Consider the following 22771-nt stretch of genomic DNA (forward strand, 5'->3'; position numbering starts at 1 on the left):
TCAGCTTTCTGGGATTTCGACCACGACGTGGGTCGATTTGACCGAGGCGACGGCGATACTGCCGACCTCGAGACCGAGTTCGTCGACCGATTCCCGGCTGATCAGCGAGACCAGCCGGAAAGGTCCGGCCTGCATCTCAACCTGCGCCATCACCGTGTCCTTGACGATGCGGGTGACGATGCCGCGCATCCGGTTGCGGGCCGAGGCGGCGACCGTCACGCCGGGTTCCTGCGCCTCGGCGTGCTGATCACGCAGCACCTCGGCCAGATCCGCGCCGCGCACCCCCTTGCGGCCGCTGTCGAGCCGGATCTCCGGCAACCGTCCCTGATCGATCCAGCGCCGCACGGTGTCGTCGCTGACCCCCAGCAGCGCCGCCGCCTCACTGATCCGCAGATTCGTCACAATATGAAGCATATTGCCGTGAATGCGGTTCGCAAGCGCACGGTTGCATACCGGTTACCCGATTCTCGCCGGGACGCGCCCTCGTCCGTGCGGTCCGGCCCCTCACGGAAACGCGAGGGCTGACGCATGCTCGGCGATATGCCCTCTCTCGCCGGAATTGTCTCCGCCACGACCCGATTCGCGAACCGCCGCGGCGTCTATGCCGGTCGGCGGGCGACGAAAGTCCAACGAAGTTCCGGAATACGGTGCCCGGATGACGATGATTCGAACCGGCCGTGATCTCGCGGCGGATACCCGGGTGCACTCGCTGTTGTCGGTGGCCGTGGGTGATGCCCAGACCCGCCTCGACGCGGTACTGCGCCGATATCGCGACGATCCGGCGACCGGTCTGCTGGTGGTGTTTCTGGCGGACGAACCCATCGGCGTGGCCGGATACGAACGGTGTGCGGACCGGATCGTCCTGCTTCATATCGCGACATCGCCGCGCGGGCGCGGGGTCGGCCGGCGGTTGGTGGCGCGAATACGCGCGGACGATCCCGCGCTGCCGATCGTCGCCGAAACGGACCGCTCGGCGCTCGGCTTCTACGCGGCGCTCGGATTCACCGCGACCGCGCTGGGCGAGAAGTACCCGGGCGTCGAGCGATTCCGGGTTTGCCTGCCAGCAGGTGATGACAGCAACTGACATCGCGGTGTAACGTGATGGCAGTCGCTGACATCGGCGGCCGCCGTGCGAGAGGTGCGGCGTATTCCTCGCGGGAAGGTCTTTCCATGCGCGTATTCATCACCGGGGCGTCGGGACATGTGGGGTCCGCGGTCGTGCCCGAATTGCTGTCAGCGGGACACGAGGTGGTCGGACTGGCACGATCGGGTGCCTCGGCCGCGGCGTTGGAGGCCGCGGGAGCGCAGGTGCAGCGCGGAAATCTGGACGATCCGGAGGCGCTGGCCGAGGCGGCGGCCGGGGCCGACGGCGTGATCCACCTGGCGTTCAAACACGAGAACATGATCGCCGGGGACTTCCTCGGTGCGGCGGATGCCGATCTGCGGGTCGTCCGGGCGTTCGGCGAGGCCCTGGCCGGGTCGGGTAAGCCGCTGGTCAGCACGTCCGGAACGGGTCTGCTCGCGGCCCTGGGACGAACCGGCACGGAGGCCGATTCGCTGCCCGCCGGCCCGCGCATCGACTCCGAGAACGCGGTGATCGGATTCGCCGAGCGCGGAATCCGATCCAGCGTGGTCCGGCTGCCCCCGACCGTGCACAGCACCCTCGACCACCACGGTTTCGTCCCCACCCTGATCGCCACCGCCCGCGAGAAGGGCGTGTCCGCCTACGTCGGCGAGGGCGCCAACCGCTGGCCCGCCGGCCACACCCTCGACGCGGCGAACCTGTACCGCCTGGCTCTCGAATCCGCCCCCGCCGGCACCCGCCTGCACGCCGTCGGCGACGAAGGCATCCCGCTGCGCCGCATCGCCGAGGTGATCGGCCGCCACCTGGATGTCCCCGTCGTGAGCATCGACGCCGAGGACGCCCCCGCTCACTTCGGTTTCCTCGCCCCCATGGTCCAGCTGGACAACCCCACCACGGCCGCGGCGACCACGACCCTACTCGGATGGAAACCCTTGCACCCCAACCTCATCGAGGACTTGGAGGCGGGCCACTACTTCACGGGACGGTAACCGGTAAGCAACGGCCGGCCGGCGGCCACCCGAGCTACCCGACCGCGTCCATGCGCAGAGTGGTGTTCTCGGCGGCGGGGGCCAGCATGGATTCGAGGGCGGTGGGCTGGTCGCGGTACTTCGACTCGTAAGCCTCGCGGACGCGGTCGTTGGTGTGAGAGTCGGTGACCGGGTGCAGGGTCACGTCGGTTTCCACGCCGTGGGCGCGGACCCGCGCGCCGCGGGTGTGCATGGCGTGGCGGTACCACCCGCCGGATCGGCCGTCGGCGGAGCGGATGTAGAGATCGTTGTCGACGCGCACCACCCAGATGGTGGTCCAATCCCGCAGTGCGCCGTTCTCGTAATAGCTGGTGATCTGCAGTTCCTCGCAGGATCCCAGCCGATTGAGCTGAGCGGCGGTCCAGGCCATGTCGGTACCTCCATCGATCGCGATGCAGTGGTTCGCCCAGGCTAGGCCGATTCGCGGCGATGCGGCTGCCTCAGCGCGGTTCGGGGAAAGTCTCGGCGACCGCGGCGATCAACGCGCCGGCCCAGCGGTCGAGGATCCGCGCGCCCTCGGCGGGGTCGGCGGTGGTCGGATCGCCGAGTATTCCGTTGGCGCTCACCGCTTTCACTCCACCGGACCGCAGCCGCGGCATCAACTCGCGCAGCGGCTGGGTGGTGCCGGGTTCGGCGCGGTGCATCGTGACCCGCGCCGGGGCCAGGTGGAGCATGACCGAGGTTTCCCCGTGTCCGGCGTGGGTGTCGTCGGCCGGACCGGTCGGCGACCACACCAGCGTCGGACGGCCTTCCACGGTGAGGAGGCGTTGGGCGGCCCGCAGTGGCTCGAGGTTTCCGCCGTGCCCGTTCACCAGGATCACGCCCGCGAATTCGTCTGCCGAGCGCACCAATTCGACGATCAGCAGTTCCAGGGCGCGGTGCCCGATCGAGAGTGTCCCTGGGAATCCGGCGTGCTCACCGCTGGACCCGTACGGAATCTCGGGCGCCGCAACGATATCCGGACGCGTGGCGACCAAGCGGCGGCACAGTTCTACCGCCACGGCGGTATCGGTGCCCAGCGGCAGATGCGGTCCGTGTTGTTCGGTCGCGCCGAGCGGAATCGCCAGCAGCGGGGCGCGGTCGGCCTCGGCGAGGTCGGCCGAGGTCAGATCAGCCAGACGCATCACTGTCTCCCTCGATTCGATACAGCAGCGGCACCACCGGCTCGGCGGTCCGCGACCGCAGGCATCCGGCCCACACTCCCATCCCGTAGGCGAGATCGTCGGCGATGCGCAACAGTCCGGCCCGCGGATCCCGGCCGGCCGCCACCGCGCGGGCCATCACCGGCAGGTAGGCCGCGAGCAGCAACCGGCGGCCTCGGCGGCTGAACAGCGCTGCCGGCCACCAGATTCGGCGCAGTGCGTCGGCGAGCTGACACACCGCGGACACTTCGGCCTCGCCGACCACCGTCGCGGCCATCGACGCCGGCAGCCCGGCGGCTCGCAGCCGCCGCAGCTGCCGCACCGGTTCGACGGCAGTCGCGATGCCGAGCCCCGGGCGGCCCAAGGCGATCGTGGCCCAGCGGAACGCGGTGCTGCGGGGCAGGCGCGCGCAGTGCAGGTGTCCCGGATGTCGCCGCGCCAGTACAGCGGCCGAGGTGCCGTAGTCGTAGCGCTGGCGCAGCCATGCCCGCAGCGTGGTGCGCGGCTCGTGCCGGACCACCGAATCGGGTTGATACCGAACGACTTTCCCGTCGCCCACGAGCCGCCAGACCAGGTCGACATCCTCGCCGTAGCGCAGGCTTTCGTCGAATCCGCCCGCTCGTTCCCACGCCGACCGGCGCACGACCAGCGCCGCGGTCGGGACGTAGGAGATGCGCCCGCCCGGCCGCACCACCGCCGGTTCGCCACCCATATCCAGGCTCGACCGGTGGGCCTCGTAGCTGCCGAGCGCGCCGTGTTCGAAGGTCCGCACCCGAGGGGCCACGGCCGCGACCGCGGAATCGTCGAACAGCGGCAGGAGCGGGGCGAGCCAGCCCGGATCGGGCACGATATCCGAATCGAGAAAGGCGATCAGTTCGGTAGCGACCGCGCGGCATCCGCTGTTGCGGGCGGCCGCCGGGCCGCGCGCGGCCGGGTGCCGGATGATCGTTACGGCCGGTGTCGCGTGCGTGCTGTCCCCGTCCTCGGCGACAGCACCGGTGATCGGCTCGGCCGAACCGTCGTCGACCACGATGCGGGAGCTCACGTCGCCGGTCGCGGCGAGCAGCCGGGTGAGTCCGGTGAGGTTGTCCTTGACCGGGACCACGACTGTGACATCGGCCGTGGTGTGCCGGCCCCGCTCGGCGGTCGGGTGTGCGACGCCCGCCGCCAGCATCCGCTGTGCCAGCGCCTGCGCGCTCGCGGCACTGCCGACCGGCTCGCCCGCGAACCACCCCCGCACTCGGCGGGCGCCGGCGGGAGACAGGCGCAGCATTCGTAGCGGACTGCCGCCGAGCAGGACTCGTCCGTCGGGCGAGGACCGCAGTCGCGCGTCCGGACGCAGCGTGACGGTCACAATGGCACAACCTCCATCGGCACGACCCGGCCGGCATCGGCCGCATCCTGGAACGAACCAGACCAGGCTACGTGTGCCGCCGGCGAGCGTCGCCGGTGGATCTATTCGATGCCGAGGGTGACCTCGGTCGATTTGATCAGCACCTTGACCGTCGAGCCCGCGGTGAGGCCGAGATCGTCCACGGCATCGCGGGTGATGGACGAGGTGATCTCGTCCCCGCCGGTGAGACGGACCCGCACGACTGCCATGGCCTCACCGCGAGTGACCGAGACGACCGTGCCGTCGAGTTGATTCCGGGTGCTCAGGCGCATGCGGCGACCATACGCCCGCGACCTGCTCCGGCGAGGGAGGGCGGAGTCGGCGCGTTCAGCCGATCTCGTTCAGCCGATCTCGTCGCGGGCCGGCGCGATCGACGGCAGTTGTTCGATGCGGGAGGCGAATTCGGTGCCGATCGGTGGCAGCCGCACCACATGGTCCGCCCGGCGTCCAGCGGGGCGCGGATCGTGGCCGCGATGGATTCCGCGCGGGCGTGGGCGACGAGTGCGTCCACCACCCGGGTCACCGGCTTCGTCGATTTCGGTTGCCGGATAACCCCATTCGACGAGTGTGGCGCGAAACGACGGCCGGGGGCCATGTTCTCACCACCTCGCGGGCGGTCGCGCGTATGTTCCGCGGGCAGGGCGCCGTCGGCGATATCGGCGGCCAGGGCGAGCATCTTCGGACCGTTCGCGACGGGTATCCCACCGAACGGTGAGACGAATCACAACCAGGACAGCAGTCGATGCCACAGGCTGCGGCGCACGTGCGCTTCAGCGGTCATGGGCTGGGCTCGTGAGGGCGCGGGCGGACCGGGTTCGGCGGCCGAGGCCGGGTCCGGGACGGCCGGGGACGCGGCGGCCGCCTCGGCGTCGCCGTTTGGTCCGGACGGCCTCGCACCGGGTTCGGCCATCGACGCCGGTTCCGCGCACGGAGCCTGTGACCAGGCGAGATGGGGCGGGGAGTGGGGGCCGTCCGGCGGCATCAGATGGGTGAGGCGCGGCAGTTGCACGGTCGGGTCGTCCAGGTCCCGGCGCAGTTGGTTGCAGAACTGCTCGACCGAGCCGTAGCGATCGACGATCTCCTCGACCAGCAGGGCCGCCGACGGAGTTGCCGTGATCAGTTTGCCGCTCACCGTTCTCCTCATCTCACAGCCCGGACACGATCTGCCGCATACCGGGCTCAACCGTCATATGTCTGCGAATAACCCCCAGCACATCCGCGGCGAGTCGGGAGATATCGGAATCGCTCTCGTTCGGGCGCCATCCGGACCCCGCCGCGGTGATCGTTCTGTCCGTCACCCTAGTCAGAAAAGCGGTTATCCGCAAACTTTCCGCGAGCGTGCCGGTGGCGCGAAACAAACTGCTGTCCAGTCGTTTTCGAATGGTAGTGTTCGTGCGGGAGTGCCTCGGTGGTTTGTGACGAGCAGAGGTTCTGGTCTCAGCAAATATTGAGCACATGCTTGGTCGCTGGCTGCCCGGTTTGTCCGCCGGGAAATCGCGGCCCCACCGCCGGTGCGCCGGAGAATTTCCGTGGCCATCGGGAGTGGCCATCGGGAGTGGCCATCGGGAATATCGGGGGAGTGCCGCCGGGTTGCCGATGTGGGTGAAGCGTAGGTGGTGTGCAGAAGGCGGAAGGATGCCCCCAAGGTGTGCAGGTCAACGGTGGGATAGGCTGGATCGGTCATGATGTCGGCATTCCCGGGTCCGGTCGCAGCGGCGCCCAAGACGGTCTACCTCGATCACGCGGCCACGACACCCATGTTCCCGGCCGCCGTCGAGGCGATGACGGCTGTACTGGGCACGGTCGGTAACGCCTCGTCCCTGCACGGCTCCGGCCGCACCGCGCGGCGATTGCTGGAGGAGGCGCGCGAATCCGTCGCCGCCGATCTCGGGGCGCGGCCCTCGGAAGTGATCTTCACCTCGGGCGGTACGGAAAGTGACAATCTCGCGGTCAAGGGCATCTACTGGGCTCGTCGCGACGCCGATCCGCGCCGCACCCGCATCCTGGTGAGTTCGGTCGAACACCATGCGGTGCTCGACGCGGTGGACTGGTTGCAGCAGCACGAGGGCGCGCAGGTCACCCTGCTCGATGTCGACTCCGAGGGCATCGTCTCGCCGGCGGCGCTGCGCGAAGCGCTGTCGACGCACGCCGCCGATACCGCCCTGGTCAGCGTTATGTGGGCCAACAACGAGGTCGGCACGATCGAGCCGATCCTCGAATTGGCTGCCGTCGCACAGGAATTCGACATTCCGATGCACAGCGACGCGGTACAGGCGGCCGCCCAGCTCCCCATCGATTTCGCGTCGAGTGGCCTGGCCGCGGCCAGTTTCGCCGGGCACAAGGTCGGCGGTCCGCACGGATGCGGGGTCCTGCTGCTGGGCCGGCAGGTGGGCTGTGTCCCGCTGCTGCACGGCGGCGGCCACGAGCGCGATCTGCGCTCGGGCACCTCCGATGTGCCGGCCGCGGCCGGATTCGCCGCGGCACTGCGGCAAACCGTACGGGAAATGCCCGCGCGCACAACGGAATTGGTCGATCTTCGTGATCGTCTGATCGCCGGTGTGCGGGACGCGATTCCCGGCGCCGTCCTCAACGGCGCTGCCGGTGAACGGCGCCTGCCCGGAAACGTCCACTTCACCTTCCCCGGCTGCGAGGGCGATTCCCTGCTGATGCTGCTCGACGCCGCCGGGATCGAGTGCTCGACCGGGTCGGCGTGCAACGCCGGGGTGGCCGCGCCGAGCCATGTACTGCTCGCGATGGGTGTGGAACCGCGCCAGGCGCGCGGTTCCCTGCGGTTTTCGCTCGGCCACACCACGACCGGGTCCGAGATCGACAGAGTGCTGGAAGTTCTGCCCTCGGTGGTGGAACGGGCCGAAGCGGCCGGACTGGCCGGTGCGAAAGGAGGTACACGATGAGAGTGCTGGCAGCGATGAGCGGCGGCGTCGATTCCGCCGTGGCCGCCGCGCGTGCGGTCGACGCCGGCCATGAGGTGGTGGGGGTGCATCTGGCCCTGTCGGCCACCCCCGGAGCACTGCGCACCGGATCGCGGGGCTGCTGTTCCAAGGAGGACGCCGGCGATGCGCGCCGCGCCGCCGATGTGCTCGGAATCCCGTTCTACGTCTGGGATTTCGCCGACCGCTTCAAAGAGGATGTGATCGACGACTTCGTCGCCGCCTACGCGGCCGGCGAGACGCCGAATCCGTGCCTGCGCTGCAACGAGAAGATCAAGTTCTCGGCTCTGGCCGACCGCGCCGCCGCGCTCGGGTTCGATGCCGTGGTGACCGGCCACTACGCGCAGCTGTCCGACGGTGTGCTGCGCCGCGCCGTGGACGCCGACAAGGATCAGTCCTATGTGCTGGCCGTGCTCACCGCCGACCAGCTGTCGCGGGCGATGTTCCCGGTGGGTGACACGCCGAAGCCGCGCATCCGCGAAGAGGCCGCCGAGCGCGGTCTCGCCGTCGCGAACAAGCCCGACTCCCACGACATCTGCTTCATCCCCTCCGGCGACACTCGTGCGTTCCTCGGCGCCTCGATCGGTGTGCGTCCCGGCGCCATCGTCGACAGCGACGGCCGCAAGCTGGCCGAACACGAAGGCGTACACGGATTCACGATCGGCCAGCGCAAGGGGCTCGGGCTGCCCGGCCCCGCCGCGGACGGCCGCCCCCGCTACGTCACCGAGATCGACCCGGATTCCGGCACCGTTCACGTCGGCCCCGCCGAAGACCTGTACGTGTGGACGGTGCGGGCGGACCGGGCCGTGTGGACCTCCGGTGAGGTGCCGTCCGGACCGTTCGACTGTGTCGTCCAGGTGCGTGCGCACGGCGGCATCGCCCCGGCCGTCGTGGAGGCGGTCGACGGCGGTCTGATCGCGCGGCTGCGCGAACCCTTGACCGGCGTGGCGCGCGGGCAGGCCGTGGTGGCCTATCTGCCGGACCCGCTGGGAGACCAGGTGATCGGCAGCGGCACCATCAGCGGTACCGGACGTGAGCGCGCCGGAGAGCTGGTCGCGGATTCCGCGCGGTGAGCGCGGGCGTCGTCCGATCGCGGGCGACGTCGGGGGTACGGCCGGCTCCGCGTCCGCGCTCGGATACGGTTGCGCCGTGCGTGACCACTCCGGGCGGCCGCGGACGTCCGGCGCGGTGATCGAGATGGGTGACATATGACGAGCGAGAAGCGATCCGACGCACGGCCGAGTCTGCGGGGAGGTATCGCCACGGGTGTCGGTTCGTGGCCGGGCACCGACCCTCGTGAGGCCGCCGCCACCATTGTGGGGGAGCTGCCCGAACTCGCCCATCTACCCGAATTGCCCGGGCGCGGTGCGGGTTCCGATATGGTCGGACGGGCCTCGGCGTTGCTGATCGACATGCAGTTCGACACCACCACCCGCGGATACCGATTGAGCGCCCGCCTCGGAGCGACCGCGCGCCGCGCGCACGATCTACTTCGCACCGATCTCGACGCGCTCGAAGAAGCCTGGGAGACAGCGGGTCTCACCGGCGCCGGCCGCACCCTCAAGGTGCAGTCGGTCGGACCGCTGACGCTCGCCGCGCGGGTCGAACTGGCGAACGGTCATCGCGTGCTCACCGATTCCGGTGCGGTGCGCGATCTTTCGGAATCACTGGCCGAGGGCCTGTCCGATCATGCCGCCGAGGTGGCCGAACGGCTGGGCGTCGATGTCATCGTGCAACTGGACGAACCGTCGCTGGGGGCCGTGCTGGAAGGAAGTCTGCACGGCGCCAGCGTGTTGAACACCGTGCGCGCTGTTCCCGAGCCCGAGGCGCTGCACATTCTCGACACGGTCGTCACCGCTCAGTCCGGCCCGGTGCTGATCCACAGCTGCGCCGATGCGCCGCCACTGTCGTTTCTGCGCGAAAGTTCGGCTGCCGCAGTAGGTTTCGATATGGCGGCCATCGCCACCGGCAACCTCGACGCCGTCGGTGAACTACTGGACGCGGGCAAGTATCTCGCTCTGGGATCGGTCCCCACGACGGCACCGGCCACCCCGCCCACCTGGCGGCAGCTCGCCGAACCGGGCGTGCGCCTCGTCGACCGCCTCGGCTTCCCACGCCGCACCCTCACCGACCGCATCCTGGTCACCCCGGCGTGTGGCCTGGCCTGCGCCCCGCTGGCGTGGGCCCGCCGTGCCCTGGACCTGTCGTCCGACGTGGCCCGCGCCTACGCCGACGACCCGGAGTCGCTCATTCTCGAATAGGGCGCGGCGGGGTGCGTGCCCGCGCCGGGATCACAATTCCGCGGACGGCCCCGGGGCCGGATGGCCGATCTGCCAGTGCTGAGGCTTACCTGGCGGATAGACGACCGGGAGGTCTTCGCCGGGGAACGGCCACTGGTTGACGTCCCAGGCGAAGCGCCCGTACACGGTCTCGGCCGCGACGCTGGGCCCGGAAATCGTGCCGGTGATCGTCACGAACTGCTCGCCCTGCGCGGCCGGGCGCGGGCTCACGCCGGTGATCCGCAGCGTCCCGGCCTCCTGGGCGGCGCGCTGGAATCCACCGAAACGACCTCGGCCGCGAAAGTTCATCAGCAGCGCGACCAGCGCGCCGGCGATCAACACGATGAACACGATCTGCAGCAGCATGCCTCCATGCTAGGCGGACAAACGGGACAGCCCCGATAGGCCGCCGTCGCCGGGGTGCGCTCCCGCGATCTCAGCCGGCGCTGAGCTCGCTGGTGCCGGTCGAGGTGCGCCGCACCTGCCACACCCGGGTGCGCCGGGACTGCGAGCGCCCGTTGCCGCGGTCGATGAGCGTGCGGTTGCGAGTGGTGAAGATCAGCTGCGCACCCCGGGAGTTGGTCTCCGGATTCTGGAACAGCTGGATTACCCGGTCGGCGGTGTCGCCGGTGAGGTGGGTGTCGATATCGTCGACCGCCAGGACCCGGCCGGTGTCGAGCGCGTCGAGCACGGTCGGCAGCAGGCGCAGCAGGGCCAGCGTGGCGGTGGATTCGTCGGCGATGTCGAAGGCGGCGCCGATGCCTTCGTGGACCACTCCGAGCCCGACCCCGCGGCGGGCGACCATCCGCGCGTAGAGGGTGTCGCGGGCCGCGCGCAGATTGCTCAGTTCCCGCTCGAGGGCGACGGGTTCCACGCCGAGGGTTTCCCGCACCCGCAGGGCGTGCGCCGGCGAGGCGGCGCACGCATCCGATTCCTTTGCCATACCGGCGATTTCGCCGTCGATGTCGCGCAGGTAGTCGGCGTACATCGGATCGTTCTCGGCCAGGAGCAGATCCTCGATGCCCAGTTCGGCCGAGCGCAGTAGCATCAGCAGCCGCGCGGCGTTGTCGGCGGAGCGGGAGATGTGGCCGCCGAGGCGCTCGGCGATGCTGTGCGGGTCGGCGGGCCCGCGCTGGACGTCGAGCTGCGCGGAGAACCAGCGATAGGCGGGCACCAGCGCCTCGGCGTACATCTGCCCGGTCAGGCTCAGCAGCAGGGCATTCGGCCGCACCAGCGGCACCAGGGTGGTGATGCCGAAGCGCGCCGGTTCGAACATCGGCCCGATCCGGATCTGCTCGCCCTCGCGCTCGAAGACGACGCGTTTGCGGTGGTGCGGATGCGTATGCAGCCATTCGGCGGTGACATCGGCGTTGTCGAGGCGGAACCCGTAGGTGTAGGGGGTGCCCTCGGCGACGAAGGTGGCGACGAATTCCGAAGGCCGGTCGGCGAATCCGAGATGCGGCGTGCGCACCGGCCCGGCGTAGGGATCCCAGCCGGTCACCGAATGCAGGACCGCGTCGCGCATGTGGGCCAGTGCGTCGACGAGACCGGATTTCCCGGTCGCCGGCGCGCCGTGGACCGCGGTGACGGGAGCGGGCAGCGCGCCGGCCCGGCTCGACACCAGGCGGAGTTCCTGTGGTTCGGCCAGGGATCGGTGATTGGTCACCTGAAAACTACGCAGCACCCGAGCCATCCTGCCGTCCGCCGGGCGGCGCCGCGACATCAGGTGCGAAGTTCCCTCCGGTACAGCGAAGCCAGGCAGACCACGAGGGTGACGATCTCGGCGACGACCGCGACCATCGCCTGCGGTGCCGGCTGCCAGCCGGTTTCGGTGAATCCGAACAGTCCGCTCGTTCGCGACACCACGAAGCCGGCCAAGGAGGCGGCGCTGAGCACCGCCGCCGCCGCGCGCAGGCTCCACGGACCGACGAGAACCAGTGCGGCCAGTGCGAAGGCGGCGGCGGCCTGGATGGCGAACGACGGGCCCACGTATTCGATGTAGCGGTAGCCTCGTGCGTAGAGCTGGGTGTGCACGACACCGGTGGTGACGAGTCCGGCGCTGATCGCCAGGCGCGCCGGGAACCGCGACGGTACGGAAGACAGCACATTCATCGGAGTGTCTGCTCCTTGATCGCGAGCATTTGCCGGCCCTGCTGGTAGCTCACTTCCCGGATCCCCAGGGCGTCGTGGAGCTTTCCGGCCGGCAACGTCACCGGTTTGGGCGCGGGCCCGTCGCCGGGGTGCGGCAGGGGATAGGCGGTGGTCGTCCCGCTGAAGAAGGTGATGTTTCCCTCGGTCTTGGTGAAGAGTTGATGCACATGGCCGTTGAGGCAGGTGACCGAGGAGAACCGCCGCAGCAGGCTCAGTACTTGCGCGGCATCGTCTGTGCCCCAACCCCATTGGGGATACATCGCGAACAGGGGGATATGGCTGAAGACGATGATCGGGGTGTCGGCGGACAATCCCGCCACGTCGGTGCGGACGAAGTCGATCTGATCCTGTCCGAGATGGCCCAGATTCTGCGCGTTGAGCGTATTGACCAACCCGATGACGTGCACCCCCGCGATGTCGAAGCTGTACCACCCGTCACCGCGGGTGCCCTTGCCGAACACCGAGCGGTAGCGCTGTCCGCCGTCGTCGGTCGAATCGTGTTCGCCGGGCACGGTGAAGATGTGCGGTGTGGACAATCCGGACATCATCTGGCGGACCTGATCGAATTGCGCGGGCGTGGCGAGGTGTGTCAGGTCACCGGTGTGAATGACGAAATCCGGTGTGTATCCGAGGGTATTGACCTGATCGATCGCCTCGGTGAAGGTGTCGGTGACATTTGCGTTGGCGGTGCCCTGGAATCCGATGTGGCTGTCGCTGATCTGCGCGAATCGCAGGGTGGGGCGTTCGGCGGTGGCGGGGGCCGCGCCCGCCACATGGGAGATGACCTCGCCGCCGACCACGGTCAGGCCGACGGCCGCGCCGAACCAGGCGCTGTGGCGTAGCAGCTGGCGCCGGGTCATGGCGTGCGGATCGCGCGGATCGGTGTGCTGTGGGAGTTGTTCGGTCACGGGGTCACCACCACTGTCGCGTGCATGAAGGGATGGATCGAGCAGAAGTAGGCAAAGGTGCCCGGCTGGGCGAAGGTGAAGCTGAATGTGGCCCCCGTGCCCATTCCCGGGGAGTGGAACGAGCCGTCGCGCGCCACCACCGTATGCGGTTCCTCGTCGCGATTGGTCCAGGTCACGGTGGTGCCGGCCCTCACGGTCACGGTCTGCGGGCCGAAGGCGAAATTGTCGATGGCGACGGCGTTCGGTCCGGCCACGGCGGCCGGCGTGCGAGGCGCATTCGACATTCCGGGCATATTCGGCATCGGTTCCGGGCCGCCCGGGGTCATACCCAGACCGGGGTCCTCGGAGCGGACGGTGGGAGCGGGTGGGCTCGCCCCCTTGTCGCCGTGGGTCGCGCACGCCGTCAGTGTCATGACGCCGAGGGCGACCGTCGCGGCGGCGGTGAAATTCACAACGAGGTGTCGTGGCATCGGATCCGGCCTCCATCCGTACCCCGCGGAGTGCGGGGCTTCACCGACAGATAGGCGACCGGGTTACAGGCCGAGGTCGATGTTCAGTTCCGACGCCGCGCGCAACGCCCGATGCTGCAGCACCTTCGCATTGGCCACGCTGATGCCGAGCGCGGCGGCCGATTCGCGCACCGACAATCCCTGCAGGAAACGCAGTTCGAGAATCCGGCGGTAGCGTTGCGGGAGTTCGCCCAAGACCGCGCGGACGTGTTCGGGTGCCCTCGACGCGGCGGAATCGGTTGGCGTCGAAACGGTCTCGTCCGGAATGTCGTCGTCGATGACCGTGATCTCGCGGCCCATCCGCGATCGCCAGTGCGCGGCCAGGACCGTGCGAGCGGTGGTCCGCAGATAGGCGCGCACCTCGGCGACGCTCGCGGTGATCCGCAGCGGTTTCAGCGCGGCCACGAACACCTCCGCGGTGAGATCCTCCGCATCCGGCTTGTTGCCGACCTTGCCGAAGATCAGCGCGTAGACCCAGCCGACGTTGTCCCGGTACACCTCTTCCCAGCTGGGATAGCGATCTTGCGGTACCAGTCGCAGGTCGCGGCGCCGGGGCTCCTCCGGCGATCGCCACCCGGCCGTGGATCGCCCTGCCATCCCAACCACCCTCCTGCAGCCCGGTGACGCACGCGCCTGTCAGGGATAGATACGGGATGTGGTTACATGCGGTTCGGTGCGCGCTGTCAGGCCGGCTTCTCCGGTGCGAACACCTCGATCGAGCCGTTCGCTTCACGGACCTGCAGCCGCGGCAGGGGGGCGGGCGTGCGGGGCAGCTCGTGGGTCACGACCTCACCCTCGAAACCGAAGGAGGTCGAGTGGCACGGGCAGCGCAGCCGAGCCGCCGCCGCGTCCAGCCACAATTTGCACCCCTGGTGGGTACAGATTCCCGACAGCGCGTAGACGACCCCGTCGCGGCGGCGGAGGAAGCCGTTGACGGCGCCGAGGTCGAACGGTGTGGTCGCGCCGTCGGGCAGTTCCGCACTGGCGAGGACCGGTTGCCAGGTTCCGTGGGACGGCACGAGGGTCTGCTGTGCGGCGGGAACTTTCGGCTCGCCGGATCCGCTCAGCACCGTGTGGTCGATCACCCCGCCCGCCGCGGCCGCGGCCGCCACCGACGTGCCGATCAATACCATGCGCCGCGTGGGACGTCGCGTGCGCGCACCCGGATCGGCGGTGGGCTCGTCGAGGTCCTCGGCCAGGCGGTGATGCAGCCGGGCGATGAACTCCTCGTCGGGGCTGCCGGCACCGGTCCGGGCCGCCCGCAGCGCGATCGCGGCACGGATCTGGGCGGCGTCGTCATCGTCGGGCCGGAAACCGCGCGGGCTGCGGCCGGCCAGGATGTCGTCGACGTAGCGCTCCACATCTTTGCTGCTCACAGCAAGCCTCCTGATCCGGGACGGGCGGCCGATCGCAGCGCCGAGCGCTGGCGTGCCTCGGCCTCGGGAACGCTGACACCGAGCCGCGCCGCGGTGTCGGCCATCGAAAGTCCTTGCAGGAAGCGCAATTCCAGGATGCGCCGATCGGGCTCCGGCAGTTCGGCGAGCAGGTCACCGGCCGCTGCCGGCGTGGACGAGGTGCTGCCGGGCGGCTCGGTGTCGATCACGGTGATTTCCCGGCCGACCCGGGAGAGCCAATAGCGGGCCAGGACCGCACGCGCGGTATGTCGCAGCAGTGCCGGAATCTCCGATGGTTCCGCACCCAGGGGCGATGGTTCCAGCGCTGTCATGAACACCTCCGTCGTCAGCTCTTCGGCATCGGGCGCGGCGCCCACCTTCGCGAGCATCAGCGCGTACACCCAGCCGACATTGCCGCGGACGATCTCCTCCCAGTCGGCGTAGCCGTCCCCGGATGGCGGCGCCGGTGTGGGCGCCGACTCTGGCTGCCCGCTCATCTGCCGCCGCCCTCCTCTCCGATGTCGCCGCACTCGAGTCCATCTCGGGCCGATCGGGTGTGCGGACACTGTGCCGCCGTCACAACTGTGCCGCCATCAATTAGATAGCAGGGCGGTTACACATACCACCGGTTACGCGCCACGAGTCGCGCCGAGTGCCACGCCGCGTAACCCCCGCTCCTATCTGCAGACACAGCGACTGCGAGGAGTGAAGAAGATGAACGTGGCATTCGGGGTGCGTATCGCACGAGTAGTGGCGGCAGGCGTTGCCCTCGCCGGTGCGATCGCGACGGCCACACCCGGCGGCGCTGCCGGGGCGCCGGACCGTGCGGCCGTCGATCCGGTTGCCGCGCAGTGTCTTTGGGCCGACACCGCGCATTCGCGCGGAGATACCGTCACGGCGGGCGGGTGGAGTTACAGCTGCGGAACCGACTCCGCCGGCGCGCCGCGGTGGATTCGCGGGGCGGCGGCGGCCGGTCCGAGTACGGTGCCCACTCCGGGAGCGGCGAACGCGCCCGCCGGACATTTCAGCGCGGGGGCCCGGCAACCCGGCACCGAATACACCGACTACTGCGTGGGCGAGCAGTTGATCGAAGGGCGCGACAACGTCTACGAAGTCACGTCGAGCGGGGACGGTCTGCTGTTCTGGCGGCCCGCCGCAACCCTGGATTCATGGACGTTCGACCCTGGCGCCCATCCGGCGCCGCCCTCCGCGCGCGGTTCGAGCCTCTGCCGGGACAGTCAACTCCTCTGAATCAACTCCTCTGAATTCGACGTCACCGTGTTCGATTCGTCCGAGTGCGTCGGCGCCGGAATCAGGCTGGCGCCGGTCGAGCGTGGGCGGCCCGGCCACGGTCTTCCGGACGCTGCCCAGCCGTGGGCCGCGGCACATCGGCGAGTGAACTACCGGCGGGCGGGTAATCGCACTGCCGAGCGAAGTTGTCCGGTGCGGCGGCCCTCGGCGCGGCAGCCCAGACGGCTTCGGCGCGGCAGCCCAGACGGCTTCGGCGCGAAAAGTGCGGCGGCCGGGCGGTAACTTTCGTCCGGTTCGTGTCGGCGGGACAGGAATCGGCGCGTTCTCCGTAAGGTCGCCGGTGTCGAGGAAAGGGGCGGTCCGGATGTTCGATCGGGTAGTGCAGAAGTCGGTGGAGACGTTCGTCCGGGCGGGGGCGGGGGTGCGGGAACCGCTGGCGGCGAAGTACGTCGGCCGGTTGCGGCGTAAGCATCCGGAGCGGACGCCGGAGGATATCGAGCGCGGCCTGCGGTGGCGCTATCTGGGCGCGGTGACCGTCAGCGGCACACTCGCGGGCCTGTCGGCGGCGGTGCCCGGGGTGGGCACGATCATCGGGCTGGCGGCCAGCGGTGTGGAATCGGTCTTCTTCATGGAGGCCTCGGCGTTCTACGCGGTCTCGGTGGGCGAGTTGCACGGGATGCGAACGATGTCGCAGCGGCAGCGCCGGGCGCTCGTGGTGGCGGTGGTCCTCGGCGAGGGTGGGGCGCGGTTGCTCGGCAAGGGCGCCGGGCAGTCGGCGAAGGATTGGGCCTCGGCGGTGGCGGACAAGCTCCCGGTGGTCCGCTCGATCGACAATCCGATGGCCCGCACATTCATCGTCGGGTTCATCGCCAAACGTGGGGCGTTGCTGTTCGGCCGGGCGCTGCCCGCCGGCCTCGGTGCGATCATCGGCGGCACCGGCAACTACGCGCTCGGCCGGGCGGTGCTCGCGAACGCCGATCGCACCTTCGAATCGGCGCCCTCGTCCTGGCCGGACGACGTCCGGGCCGCGGTGAACGCCTGATTCCGACGTGCCCGAACGGTCCGCGAGCATGTCGGTGGGCTGGGCTAATGTGCCAGAGGTGAGCGAAACCGGAATCGAGGACGCGCGTGCCGCGGAGGCGGCCGACACCGCGGAGGCGGCCACGGCCGACGAGCGCACCGAATGGCAGCAGCTGGCCGAGGAGGTCCGCGAACACCAGTTCCGGTACTACGTGCGCGATGCGCCGATCATCTCCGACGGCGAGTTCGACACGCTCCTCCAGCGCCTGCTGGCGCTCGAGGAGGCGCATCCGGACCTGCGCACACCGGATTCGCCGACGCAGCTGGTCGGCGGCGGCTTCGCCACCGAATTCACCGCGGTCGACCATCTCGAGCGCATGCTCTCGCTGGACAACGTGTTCGACGAGGACGAGATGCGCACCTGGATCAGCCGGGTGGTCGCCGAAACCGGGGCCGATACGCACTTCGTCTGCGAGGTGAAGATCGACGGTGTGGCGCTGAACCTGGTCTATGAGAACGGCCGGCTGGTGCGCGGTGCCACCCGTGGCGACGGCCGCACCGGTGAGGATGTCACCCTCAACGCGCGCACTATCGAGGACATTCCCGAACAGCTCACGCCCACAACGGAATTCCCGATTCCGGACCTGCTCGAGGTCCGCGGTGAGGTGTATTTCCGGCTCGCGGACTTCGAGAACCTGAACGCGGCGATCGTCGCCGAGGGCAAACCGCCCTATGCGAATCCGCGCAATACCGCCGCCGGATCGCTGCGGCAGAAGGATCCGGCGGTCACCTCCCGGCGCCGGCTGCGCATGATCTGCCACGGCTTCGGCCGGATGGTCGGATTCAGCCCGTCCTCGCAGTTCGAGGCGTATCGGGCGCTGGCGGCCTGGGGCCTGCCCGTGTCGGCGCACACCGTGCGCGTGCAGGGGGCCGACGCGGTGGTCGAACGCATTCGGTATTGGGGTGAGCACCGCCACGACATCGAGCACGAAATCGACGGCCAGGTGATCAAGGTCGACGAGTTCACCCTGCAGCGCCGCCTCGGCAGCACCTCGCGTGCCCCGCGCTGGGCCATCGCCTACAAGTACCCGCCGGAGGAGGCCACCACCCGCCTGCTCGACATCCAGGTCAACGTCGGCCGCACCGGCCGGGTGACGCCGTTCGCGGTGATGGAACCGGTCACCGTCGCCGGCTCCACGGTCGCGATGGCCACGCTGCACAACGCCTCGGAGGTCGAGCGCAAGGGTGTGCTGATCGGCGACACCGTCACCATCCGCAAGGCCGGAGATGTCATTCCCGAGGTGCTCGGCCCGGTGGTCGACGTGCGCGACGGCAGCGAACGGCGCTTCGTCATGCCCACCCACTGCCCGGAATGCGGCACGGAACTCGCTCCCGAGAAGGAGGGCGATGCCGATATCCGCTGCCCGAACCAGCGGCACTGCCCCGCGCAGCTGCGGGAGCGGGTGTTCCACATGGCCGGGCGCGGCGCGTTCGACATCGAGGCGCTGGGCTATGAGGCCGCGATCGACCTGCTGAAGTCGGGCGCGATCTCCGACGAGGGCGATCTGTTCGACCTCACTGAGGAGAAGCTGCTCGGCACAACGCTTTTCGTCAACAAGAGCGGCACCCTCTCGGCCAACGGCAAACGCCTGCTGCAGAATCTGGACGCCGCCAAGGACCGTCCGCTGTGGCGGGTGCTGGTGGCGCTGTCCATCCGCCACGTCGGGCCGACCGCGGCGCGTGCCCTGGCCGCCGAACTGGGGAGTATGGCGGCGATCGAGGAGGCGTCGGCCGAGGCGCTGGCGGCCGTCGACGGCGTCGGCCCGACCATCGCGGCCGCGGTGAAGGAATGGTTCACCGTCGACTGGCACCGCGCGATCGTCGACAAATGGCGTGCGGCCGGGGTGCGGATGGAGGACGAGCGCGACGAATCCATCGAACGCAACCTCGAAGGACTGTCGATCGTGGTCACCGGCTCCCTGCAAGGGTTTTCCCGCGACGAGGCCAAGGAAGCGATCCTGGTACGCGGTGGCAAGGCCGCCGGATCCGTCTCGAAGAAGACGGCCTTCGTGGTGATCGGTGATTCCCCCGGGTCCAAAGCGGCCAAGGCCGAGGAGCTCGGTGTGCCCATCCTGGACGAGGACGGGTTCCGCACGCTGCTGGCGGAGGGGCCCGATGCGGTGCGGCCGGAGTCGGATACCGAGGACGAATCGGACTGAGGATGGATCAGGTGGATATGGGGGTGCGGATTCGCGCTGCCGGCCCGGACGATTTCGCGGCGATCGCACTGCTCACGGTCGACACCTATGTCGGCGAGGGGCATGTGCATCCCGAAAGTCTCTATGTGGCAGAACTTTCCAATACCGAGACCAGAGCGCGCGAAGCCGAGGTCCTCGTCGCGGAGCGCGACGGAGATCTGCTCGGTTCATTGACCATCGCGCGTCCCGGCACCCCGTACGCGGATATCGCGCGGCCGGGCGAACTGGAGTTCCGCATGCTCGCGGTCGCCAAGCGTGCCCGCGGCGCCGGTGTCGGCACCGCTTTGGTCCGGACCGTCGTCGAGACGGCCCGGGCGGAAAGCTTCGCCGCTGTGGTGCTGACCACGATGCCCGGGATGGCCGACGCACGCCGCATCTACGAGCGGCTGGGATTCGGCCATGTGCCGGAACGGGATTGGCACACCGACGCCGGGCTGCCGCTCACCGTGATGCGGCTCGAGCTCACGCGCGGGGCGTAGACGTATCCGGCGCGAGGCGGGCAGGGGCGGGTACGGCGCGGCTGCCCACCGCTGCTCTTCGCCGAGATGTGCTGCGCCGCAATCGGTTCAGCTCAGTACGGTGGCGACGATACCCGCCAGATAGCCCAGCCGCGCGATCTCGGACGGACGGAAATCCGGCCCGCCGGGGCGGCCGAGCAGCAGCGCCTTGCCGGTATTGCCGAGCGGGGCGGCCGCCAGCTTGGTGTCCATGTCCCGCCAGATCTGCGGGACCCAGTCGGCCTCGGGATCGAGGGCGGTCGGCTTCTCGAGCGGCATCCACGGCACACTGCCGGCCTGCGTCTCGGGTGCGCTGGCGCTGCCGACCAGACGCTGTCCGCCGCCGTGCGGGCCCAGATCCATCACGGTGCTCCATCCGACCTGCAGGACGCGCGGGACGCCGTCGACCAGCACCTGTAGCCGGTCGTCGCGGGCGGTGGCGACCTGGTCGATCAGCTCCAGCTCGCGATGGGTATCGAGTATGCCGGAGTAAGGACGCAGCGAATCGACCCGCACATCGGCGAGCGATTCTGCCGCGGTGATCAAGGTGTCGGGCAGTGCACCCGAAGGAACTTCCACCACCAGATCGTCGATCGCATATCCTGCGCCGCGTTCGACGACATCCAGCGAGAGGATGTCGGCGCCGACGGAGCCCAGCGCTACTGCGAGTGAACCGAGACTTCCTGGGCGATCCGGAAGCTGCACGCGAAGCAGATATGACACGTGCTTGCCTTCCTTTCCTGTGCGACCGAGACTTTCGGACGTATACCCGAGTCTCGCAATACTTACACCCCCTGCTTCCAGCAAACGATTCGAAGCGGAGGTAGTGAGGTACACCACATCCATTGTCGGCCGAACCCCGGGTGCCGTGCCAGTGCCGTTCCGATGACGTTGTGATGTCAACCGTGTGTCCGGCGAGCACCGGAACGAACAGCGCAGCCCGACCGTGACCGGATGGCTACAACGCCGACCCATTAGGCTGTGTTGTCCGAGCCTAAACGGTGAGGCCCTGCGTGGTGACGCATCCGCTGCCGCCTCCGGGCCACGACCCCATTAGGCTGTTCCATGCGCAGCACCCTGCGCCATCGACACGCACCAACCTGCCGAAAGGGGATTCGCGGTGTCCGCCATCTCCCGCGACGAGGTCGCACACCTCGCCCGGTTGTCCCGGCTCGCCCTCACCGACGAAGAGCTCGATCTGTATGCCGGTCAGCTGGATTCGATCCTGAGTCACGTGCAGGTCATCACCGAGGTCGCCGCCGACGTACCGGCCACCGCGTCGCCGAACCCGACCGCCAACGTCACCCGCCCGGATGTGGTCGTTCCCGGGCTCAGCCCGGACAAGGCCCTGTCCGGCGCCCCCGCGGTCGATGAGCAGCGGTTCATGGTTCCGCAGATCCTGGGAGAAGGCGAGTGATGAGCGGCGATCTGACGAAACTGTCCGCGGCCGAGCTGGCGGAGAAGATCCACGGCCGCGAGGTGTCCTCGGTGCAGGTCACCGAGGCGCATCTGCAGCGCATCGCCGAGGTCGACGGTGAGCTCAACGCCTTCCTCCACGTCGCCGGTGAGCAGGCGCTGGCGACCGCCGCCGAGGTCGACGCCGCGATCGCCGCGGGCACCGTGGCCTCGCCGCTGGCGGGAGTTCCGTTGGCGCTCAAGGACGTTTTCACCACCACGGATATGCCCACCACCTGCGCGTCGAAAATTCTCGAGGGCTGGGTGTCGCCCTACGACGCGACCGTGACGGCCAAACTGCGCGCCGCCGGCATCCCGATCCTGGGCAAGACGAACATGGACGAGTTCGCGATGGGTTCGTCCACCGAGAACTCCGCGTACGGCCCGACCCGCAACCCGTGGGACACCAGCCGCATCCCCGGCGGTTCCGGCGGCGGTTCGGCGGCGGCCCTGGCCTCCTATCAGGCGCCGCTGGCGATCGGCACCGACACCGGTGGTTCCATCCGTCAGCCCGCCGCGGTCACCGCGACCGTCGGTACCAAGCCGACCTACGGCACCGTTTCGCGTTACGGCCTGGTCGCCTGCGCGTCGTCGCTGGATCAGGGCGGCCCGTGTGGTCGCACCGTGCTCGATACCGCATTGCTGCACGAGGTGATCGCCGGTTACGACCCGAAGGATTCGACCTCGCGCGATGTGCCGGTTCCGGCGCTCGTGGAGGCCGCTCGCGCGGGTGCGCGCGGCGATCTGACCGGCGTGAAGGTCGGCGTGGTGAAGGAGCTGCACTCCGACAGTTATCAGCCGGGTGTGCTCGCCTCCTTCGACGCCGCGGTGGCGCAGCTGAAGGATCTGGGCGCCGAGGTGGTCGAGGTGTCGTGCCCGCACTTCGAATACGCGCTGGCGTCCTATTACCTGATTCTGCCGAGTGAGGTGTCGTCCAACCTGGCTCGCTTCGATGCCATGCGGTACGGCCTGCGCGTCGGCGACGACGGCACCCACTCCGCGGAGCAGGTCATGTCGCTCACCCGCGAGGCGGGGTTCGGCCCGGAAGTCAAGCGCCGCATCATGATCGGCACCTACGCGCTCTCGGCCGGATACTACGACGCCTACTACGGTCAGGCACTGAAGGTGCGCACCCTGATCGCGCAGGACTTCGACAAGGCCTACGAGACCGTCGATGTGCTGGTCTCGCCGACCAGTCCGTTCACGCCGTGGAAGCTGGGGGAGAAGGTGAACGATCCGCTGGCGATGTACCTGTCGGACCTGTGCACCCTCCCGACCAACCTGGCCGGGCACTGCGCGATGTCGGTGCCGTCGGGGCTGTCCGCCGACGACGGCCTGCCGGTGGGCCTGCAGATCATGGCGCCGGCGCTGGCCGACGACCGGCTCTACCGCGTGGGCGCCGCCTACGAGGCCGCGCGGGGCCCGATCGCCTGAGCGCGGGCAACAGGCGAGCT

27 protein-coding genes are annotated in these 22771 nt (G+C 69.3%); 11 read left to right on the plus strand and 16 right to left on the minus strand.

What is annotated here, in order from left to right; translation table 11 throughout:
* Window positions 1-402: a TOBE domain-containing protein gene (locus tag C5E41_RS29570; RefSeq protein ID WP_104379004.1), complete on the minus strand. Its 402-nt coding sequence runs from the start codon at window positions 400-402 to the stop codon at window positions 1-3.
* Between the two features lie 253 nt (window positions 403-655).
* Here C5E41_RS29570 and C5E41_RS29575 point away from each other — a divergent pair, with 253 nt between their 5' ends.
* Window positions 656-1084, plus strand: coding sequence for a GNAT family N-acetyltransferase (locus C5E41_RS29575; RefSeq protein WP_181063480.1), 429 nt, complete (start codon window positions 656-658; stop codon window positions 1082-1084).
* Between the two features lie 86 nt (window positions 1085-1170).
* Window positions 1171-2073 carry an SDR family oxidoreductase gene (locus C5E41_RS29580; RefSeq protein WP_104379006.1) on the plus strand — a complete coding sequence of 301 codons (903 nt, stop codon included), beginning with the start codon at window positions 1171-1173 and terminating at the stop codon, window positions 2071-2073.
* 34 nt (window positions 2074-2107) lie between these two features.
* Here C5E41_RS29580 and C5E41_RS29585 read toward each other — a convergent pair whose 3' ends face one another.
* From C5E41_RS29585 to C5E41_RS34215, 6 genes are all read right to left on the minus strand, one after another.
* Window positions 2108-2482 (minus strand): DUF2255 family protein, encoded by a 375-nt coding sequence (locus C5E41_RS29585; RefSeq protein ID WP_104379007.1) that lies wholly within the window; start codon window positions 2480-2482, stop codon window positions 2108-2110.
* 70 nt (window positions 2483-2552) lie between these two features.
* Entirely contained in the window at window positions 2553-3236 is a 684-nt protein-coding gene (gene mftE / locus C5E41_RS29590) for a mycofactocin biosynthesis peptidyl-dipeptidase MftE (protein WP_104379008.1), read from the minus strand.
* Entirely contained in the window at window positions 3223-4608 is a 1386-nt protein-coding gene (mftF, locus tag C5E41_RS29595; protein ID WP_104379009.1) for a mycofactocin biosynthesis glycosyltransferase MftF, read from the minus strand. Before mftF ends, mftE begins: the two co-directional genes overlap by 14 nt.
* Window positions 4609-4709: 101 nt before the next feature.
* Window positions 4710-4919: a TOBE domain-containing protein gene (locus tag C5E41_RS29600; protein ID WP_104379010.1), complete on the minus strand. Its 210-nt coding sequence runs from the start codon at window positions 4917-4919 to the stop codon at window positions 4710-4712.
* A gap of 449 nt (window positions 4920-5368) precedes the next feature.
* On the minus strand, window positions 5369-5779 hold the full coding sequence (locus C5E41_RS29605; RefSeq protein WP_104379011.1) for a hypothetical protein: 411 nt from the start codon (window positions 5777-5779) through the stop codon (window positions 5369-5371).
* A 13-nt stretch (window positions 5780-5792) separates the two neighbouring features.
* On the minus strand, window positions 5793-5945 hold the full coding sequence (locus tag C5E41_RS34215; RefSeq protein WP_181063481.1) for a hypothetical protein: 153 nt from the start codon (window positions 5943-5945) through the stop codon (window positions 5793-5795).
* Window positions 5946-6329: 384 nt separating this feature from the next.
* On the opposite strand from C5E41_RS34215, the gene C5E41_RS29615 reads away from it, so the two are divergent.
* The 3 genes from C5E41_RS29615 (at window position 6330) to C5E41_RS29625 (ending at window position 9856) form a co-directional block, all read left to right on the plus strand.
* Complete coding sequence (locus C5E41_RS29615; protein ID WP_181063482.1) at window positions 6330-7559, plus strand: cysteine desulfurase family protein; 1230 nt, start codon at window positions 6330-6332, stop codon at window positions 7557-7559.
* Window positions 7556-8668, plus strand: a complete 1113-nt coding sequence (gene mnmA / locus C5E41_RS29620) for a tRNA 2-thiouridine(34) synthase MnmA (RefSeq protein WP_104379013.1) — start codon at window positions 7556-7558, stop codon at window positions 8666-8668. The genes C5E41_RS29615 and mnmA overlap by 4 nt, the downstream gene beginning before the upstream one ends.
* Window positions 8669-8803: 135 nt before the next feature.
* Window positions 8804-9856 (plus strand): methionine synthase, encoded by a 1053-nt coding sequence (locus C5E41_RS29625; protein WP_104379014.1) that lies wholly within the window; start codon window positions 8804-8806, stop codon window positions 9854-9856.
* Between the two features lie 30 nt (window positions 9857-9886).
* On the opposite strand, the gene C5E41_RS29630 is transcribed toward C5E41_RS29625, so the two are convergent.
* From C5E41_RS29630 to C5E41_RS29665, 8 genes are all read right to left on the minus strand, one after another.
* The gene (locus C5E41_RS29630; protein WP_181063483.1) at window positions 9887-10240 is read right to left on the minus strand and encodes a hypothetical protein; all 354 of its coding nucleotides are present in this window, start codon (window positions 10238-10240) and stop codon (window positions 9887-9889) included.
* A 70-nt stretch (window positions 10241-10310) separates the two neighbouring features.
* Window positions 10311-11558, minus strand: a complete 1248-nt coding sequence (locus C5E41_RS29635) for an AAA family ATPase (protein ID WP_104379044.1) — start codon at window positions 11556-11558, stop codon at window positions 10311-10313.
* Between the two features lie 38 nt (window positions 11559-11596).
* Window positions 11597-11986, minus strand: a complete 390-nt coding sequence (locus C5E41_RS29640; protein WP_104379015.1) for a hypothetical protein — start codon at window positions 11984-11986, stop codon at window positions 11597-11599.
* Window positions 11983-12885, minus strand: coding sequence for a metallophosphoesterase family protein (locus tag C5E41_RS29645; protein WP_030512919.1), 903 nt, complete (start codon window positions 12883-12885; stop codon window positions 11983-11985). The genes C5E41_RS29640 and C5E41_RS29645 overlap by 4 nt, the downstream gene beginning before the upstream one ends.
* Window positions 12886-12929: 44 nt before the next feature.
* A complete protein-coding gene (locus C5E41_RS29650) occupies window positions 12930-13403 on the minus strand; it encodes a cupredoxin domain-containing protein (protein ID WP_104379016.1) in 474 nt (157 codons plus the stop codon).
* Between the two features lie 63 nt (window positions 13404-13466).
* Complete coding sequence (locus C5E41_RS29655; RefSeq protein WP_104379017.1) at window positions 13467-14039, minus strand: RNA polymerase sigma factor; 573 nt, start codon at window positions 14037-14039, stop codon at window positions 13467-13469.
* A gap of 86 nt (window positions 14040-14125) precedes the next feature.
* Window positions 14126-14818, minus strand: coding sequence for a Rieske (2Fe-2S) protein (locus C5E41_RS29660; protein ID WP_104379018.1), 693 nt, complete (start codon window positions 14816-14818; stop codon window positions 14126-14128).
* The gene (locus tag C5E41_RS29665) at window positions 14815-15333 is read right to left on the minus strand and encodes an RNA polymerase sigma factor (RefSeq protein ID WP_104379019.1); all 519 of its coding nucleotides are present in this window, start codon (window positions 15331-15333) and stop codon (window positions 14815-14817) included. Before C5E41_RS29665 ends, C5E41_RS29660 begins: the two co-directional genes overlap by 4 nt.
* A 217-nt stretch (window positions 15334-15550) precedes the next feature.
* Between C5E41_RS29665 and C5E41_RS29670 the strand changes: the two genes are divergently transcribed.
* The 4 genes from C5E41_RS29670 (at window position 15551) to C5E41_RS29685 (ending at window position 19844) form a co-directional block, all read left to right on the plus strand.
* Complete coding sequence (locus tag C5E41_RS29670; protein WP_146097735.1) at window positions 15551-16087, plus strand: hypothetical protein; 537 nt, start codon at window positions 15551-15553, stop codon at window positions 16085-16087.
* 364 nt (window positions 16088-16451) lie between these two features.
* Window positions 16452-17129 carry a hypothetical protein gene (locus C5E41_RS29675; protein ID WP_104379021.1) on the plus strand — a complete coding sequence of 226 codons (678 nt, stop codon included), beginning with the start codon at window positions 16452-16454 and terminating at the stop codon, window positions 17127-17129.
* A gap of 28 nt (window positions 17130-17157) precedes the next feature.
* A complete protein-coding gene (gene ligA, locus C5E41_RS29680) occupies window positions 17158-19326 on the plus strand; it encodes an NAD-dependent DNA ligase LigA (RefSeq protein ID WP_104379022.1) in 2169 nt (722 codons plus the stop codon).
* A 2-nt stretch (window positions 19327-19328) separates the two neighbouring features.
* Window positions 19329-19844: a GNAT family N-acetyltransferase gene (locus C5E41_RS29685; protein WP_181063484.1), complete on the plus strand. Its 516-nt coding sequence runs from the start codon at window positions 19329-19331 to the stop codon at window positions 19842-19844.
* Window positions 19845-19931: 87 nt separating this feature from the next.
* On the opposite strand, the gene C5E41_RS29690 is transcribed toward C5E41_RS29685, so the two are convergent.
* On the minus strand, window positions 19932-20585 hold the full coding sequence (locus C5E41_RS29690) for an amino acid-binding protein (RefSeq protein ID WP_104379023.1): 654 nt from the start codon (window positions 20583-20585) through the stop codon (window positions 19932-19934).
* A 397-nt stretch (window positions 20586-20982) separates the two neighbouring features.
* On the opposite strand from C5E41_RS29690, the gene gatC reads away from it, so the two are divergent.
* Both gatC and gatA read left to right on the plus strand, forming a co-directional pair.
* The gene (gatC, locus tag C5E41_RS29695) at window positions 20983-21279 is read left to right on the plus strand and encodes an Asp-tRNA(Asn)/Glu-tRNA(Gln) amidotransferase subunit GatC (protein ID WP_104379024.1); all 297 of its coding nucleotides are present in this window, start codon (window positions 20983-20985) and stop codon (window positions 21277-21279) included.
* Window positions 21279-22751 carry an Asp-tRNA(Asn)/Glu-tRNA(Gln) amidotransferase subunit GatA gene (gatA, locus tag C5E41_RS29700; protein WP_104379025.1) on the plus strand — a complete coding sequence of 491 codons (1473 nt, stop codon included), beginning with the start codon at window positions 21279-21281 and terminating at the stop codon, window positions 22749-22751. Before gatC ends, gatA begins: the two co-directional genes overlap by 1 nt.
* The last annotated feature ends 20 nt before the right edge of the window (window positions 22752-22771 follow it).

Origin of the sequence: Nocardia nova (assembly GCF_002933465.1) — a bacterium.
In the GTDB taxonomy this organism is placed as follows: Bacteria; Actinomycetota; Actinomycetes; order Mycobacteriales; family Mycobacteriaceae; genus Nocardia; species Nocardia nova_B.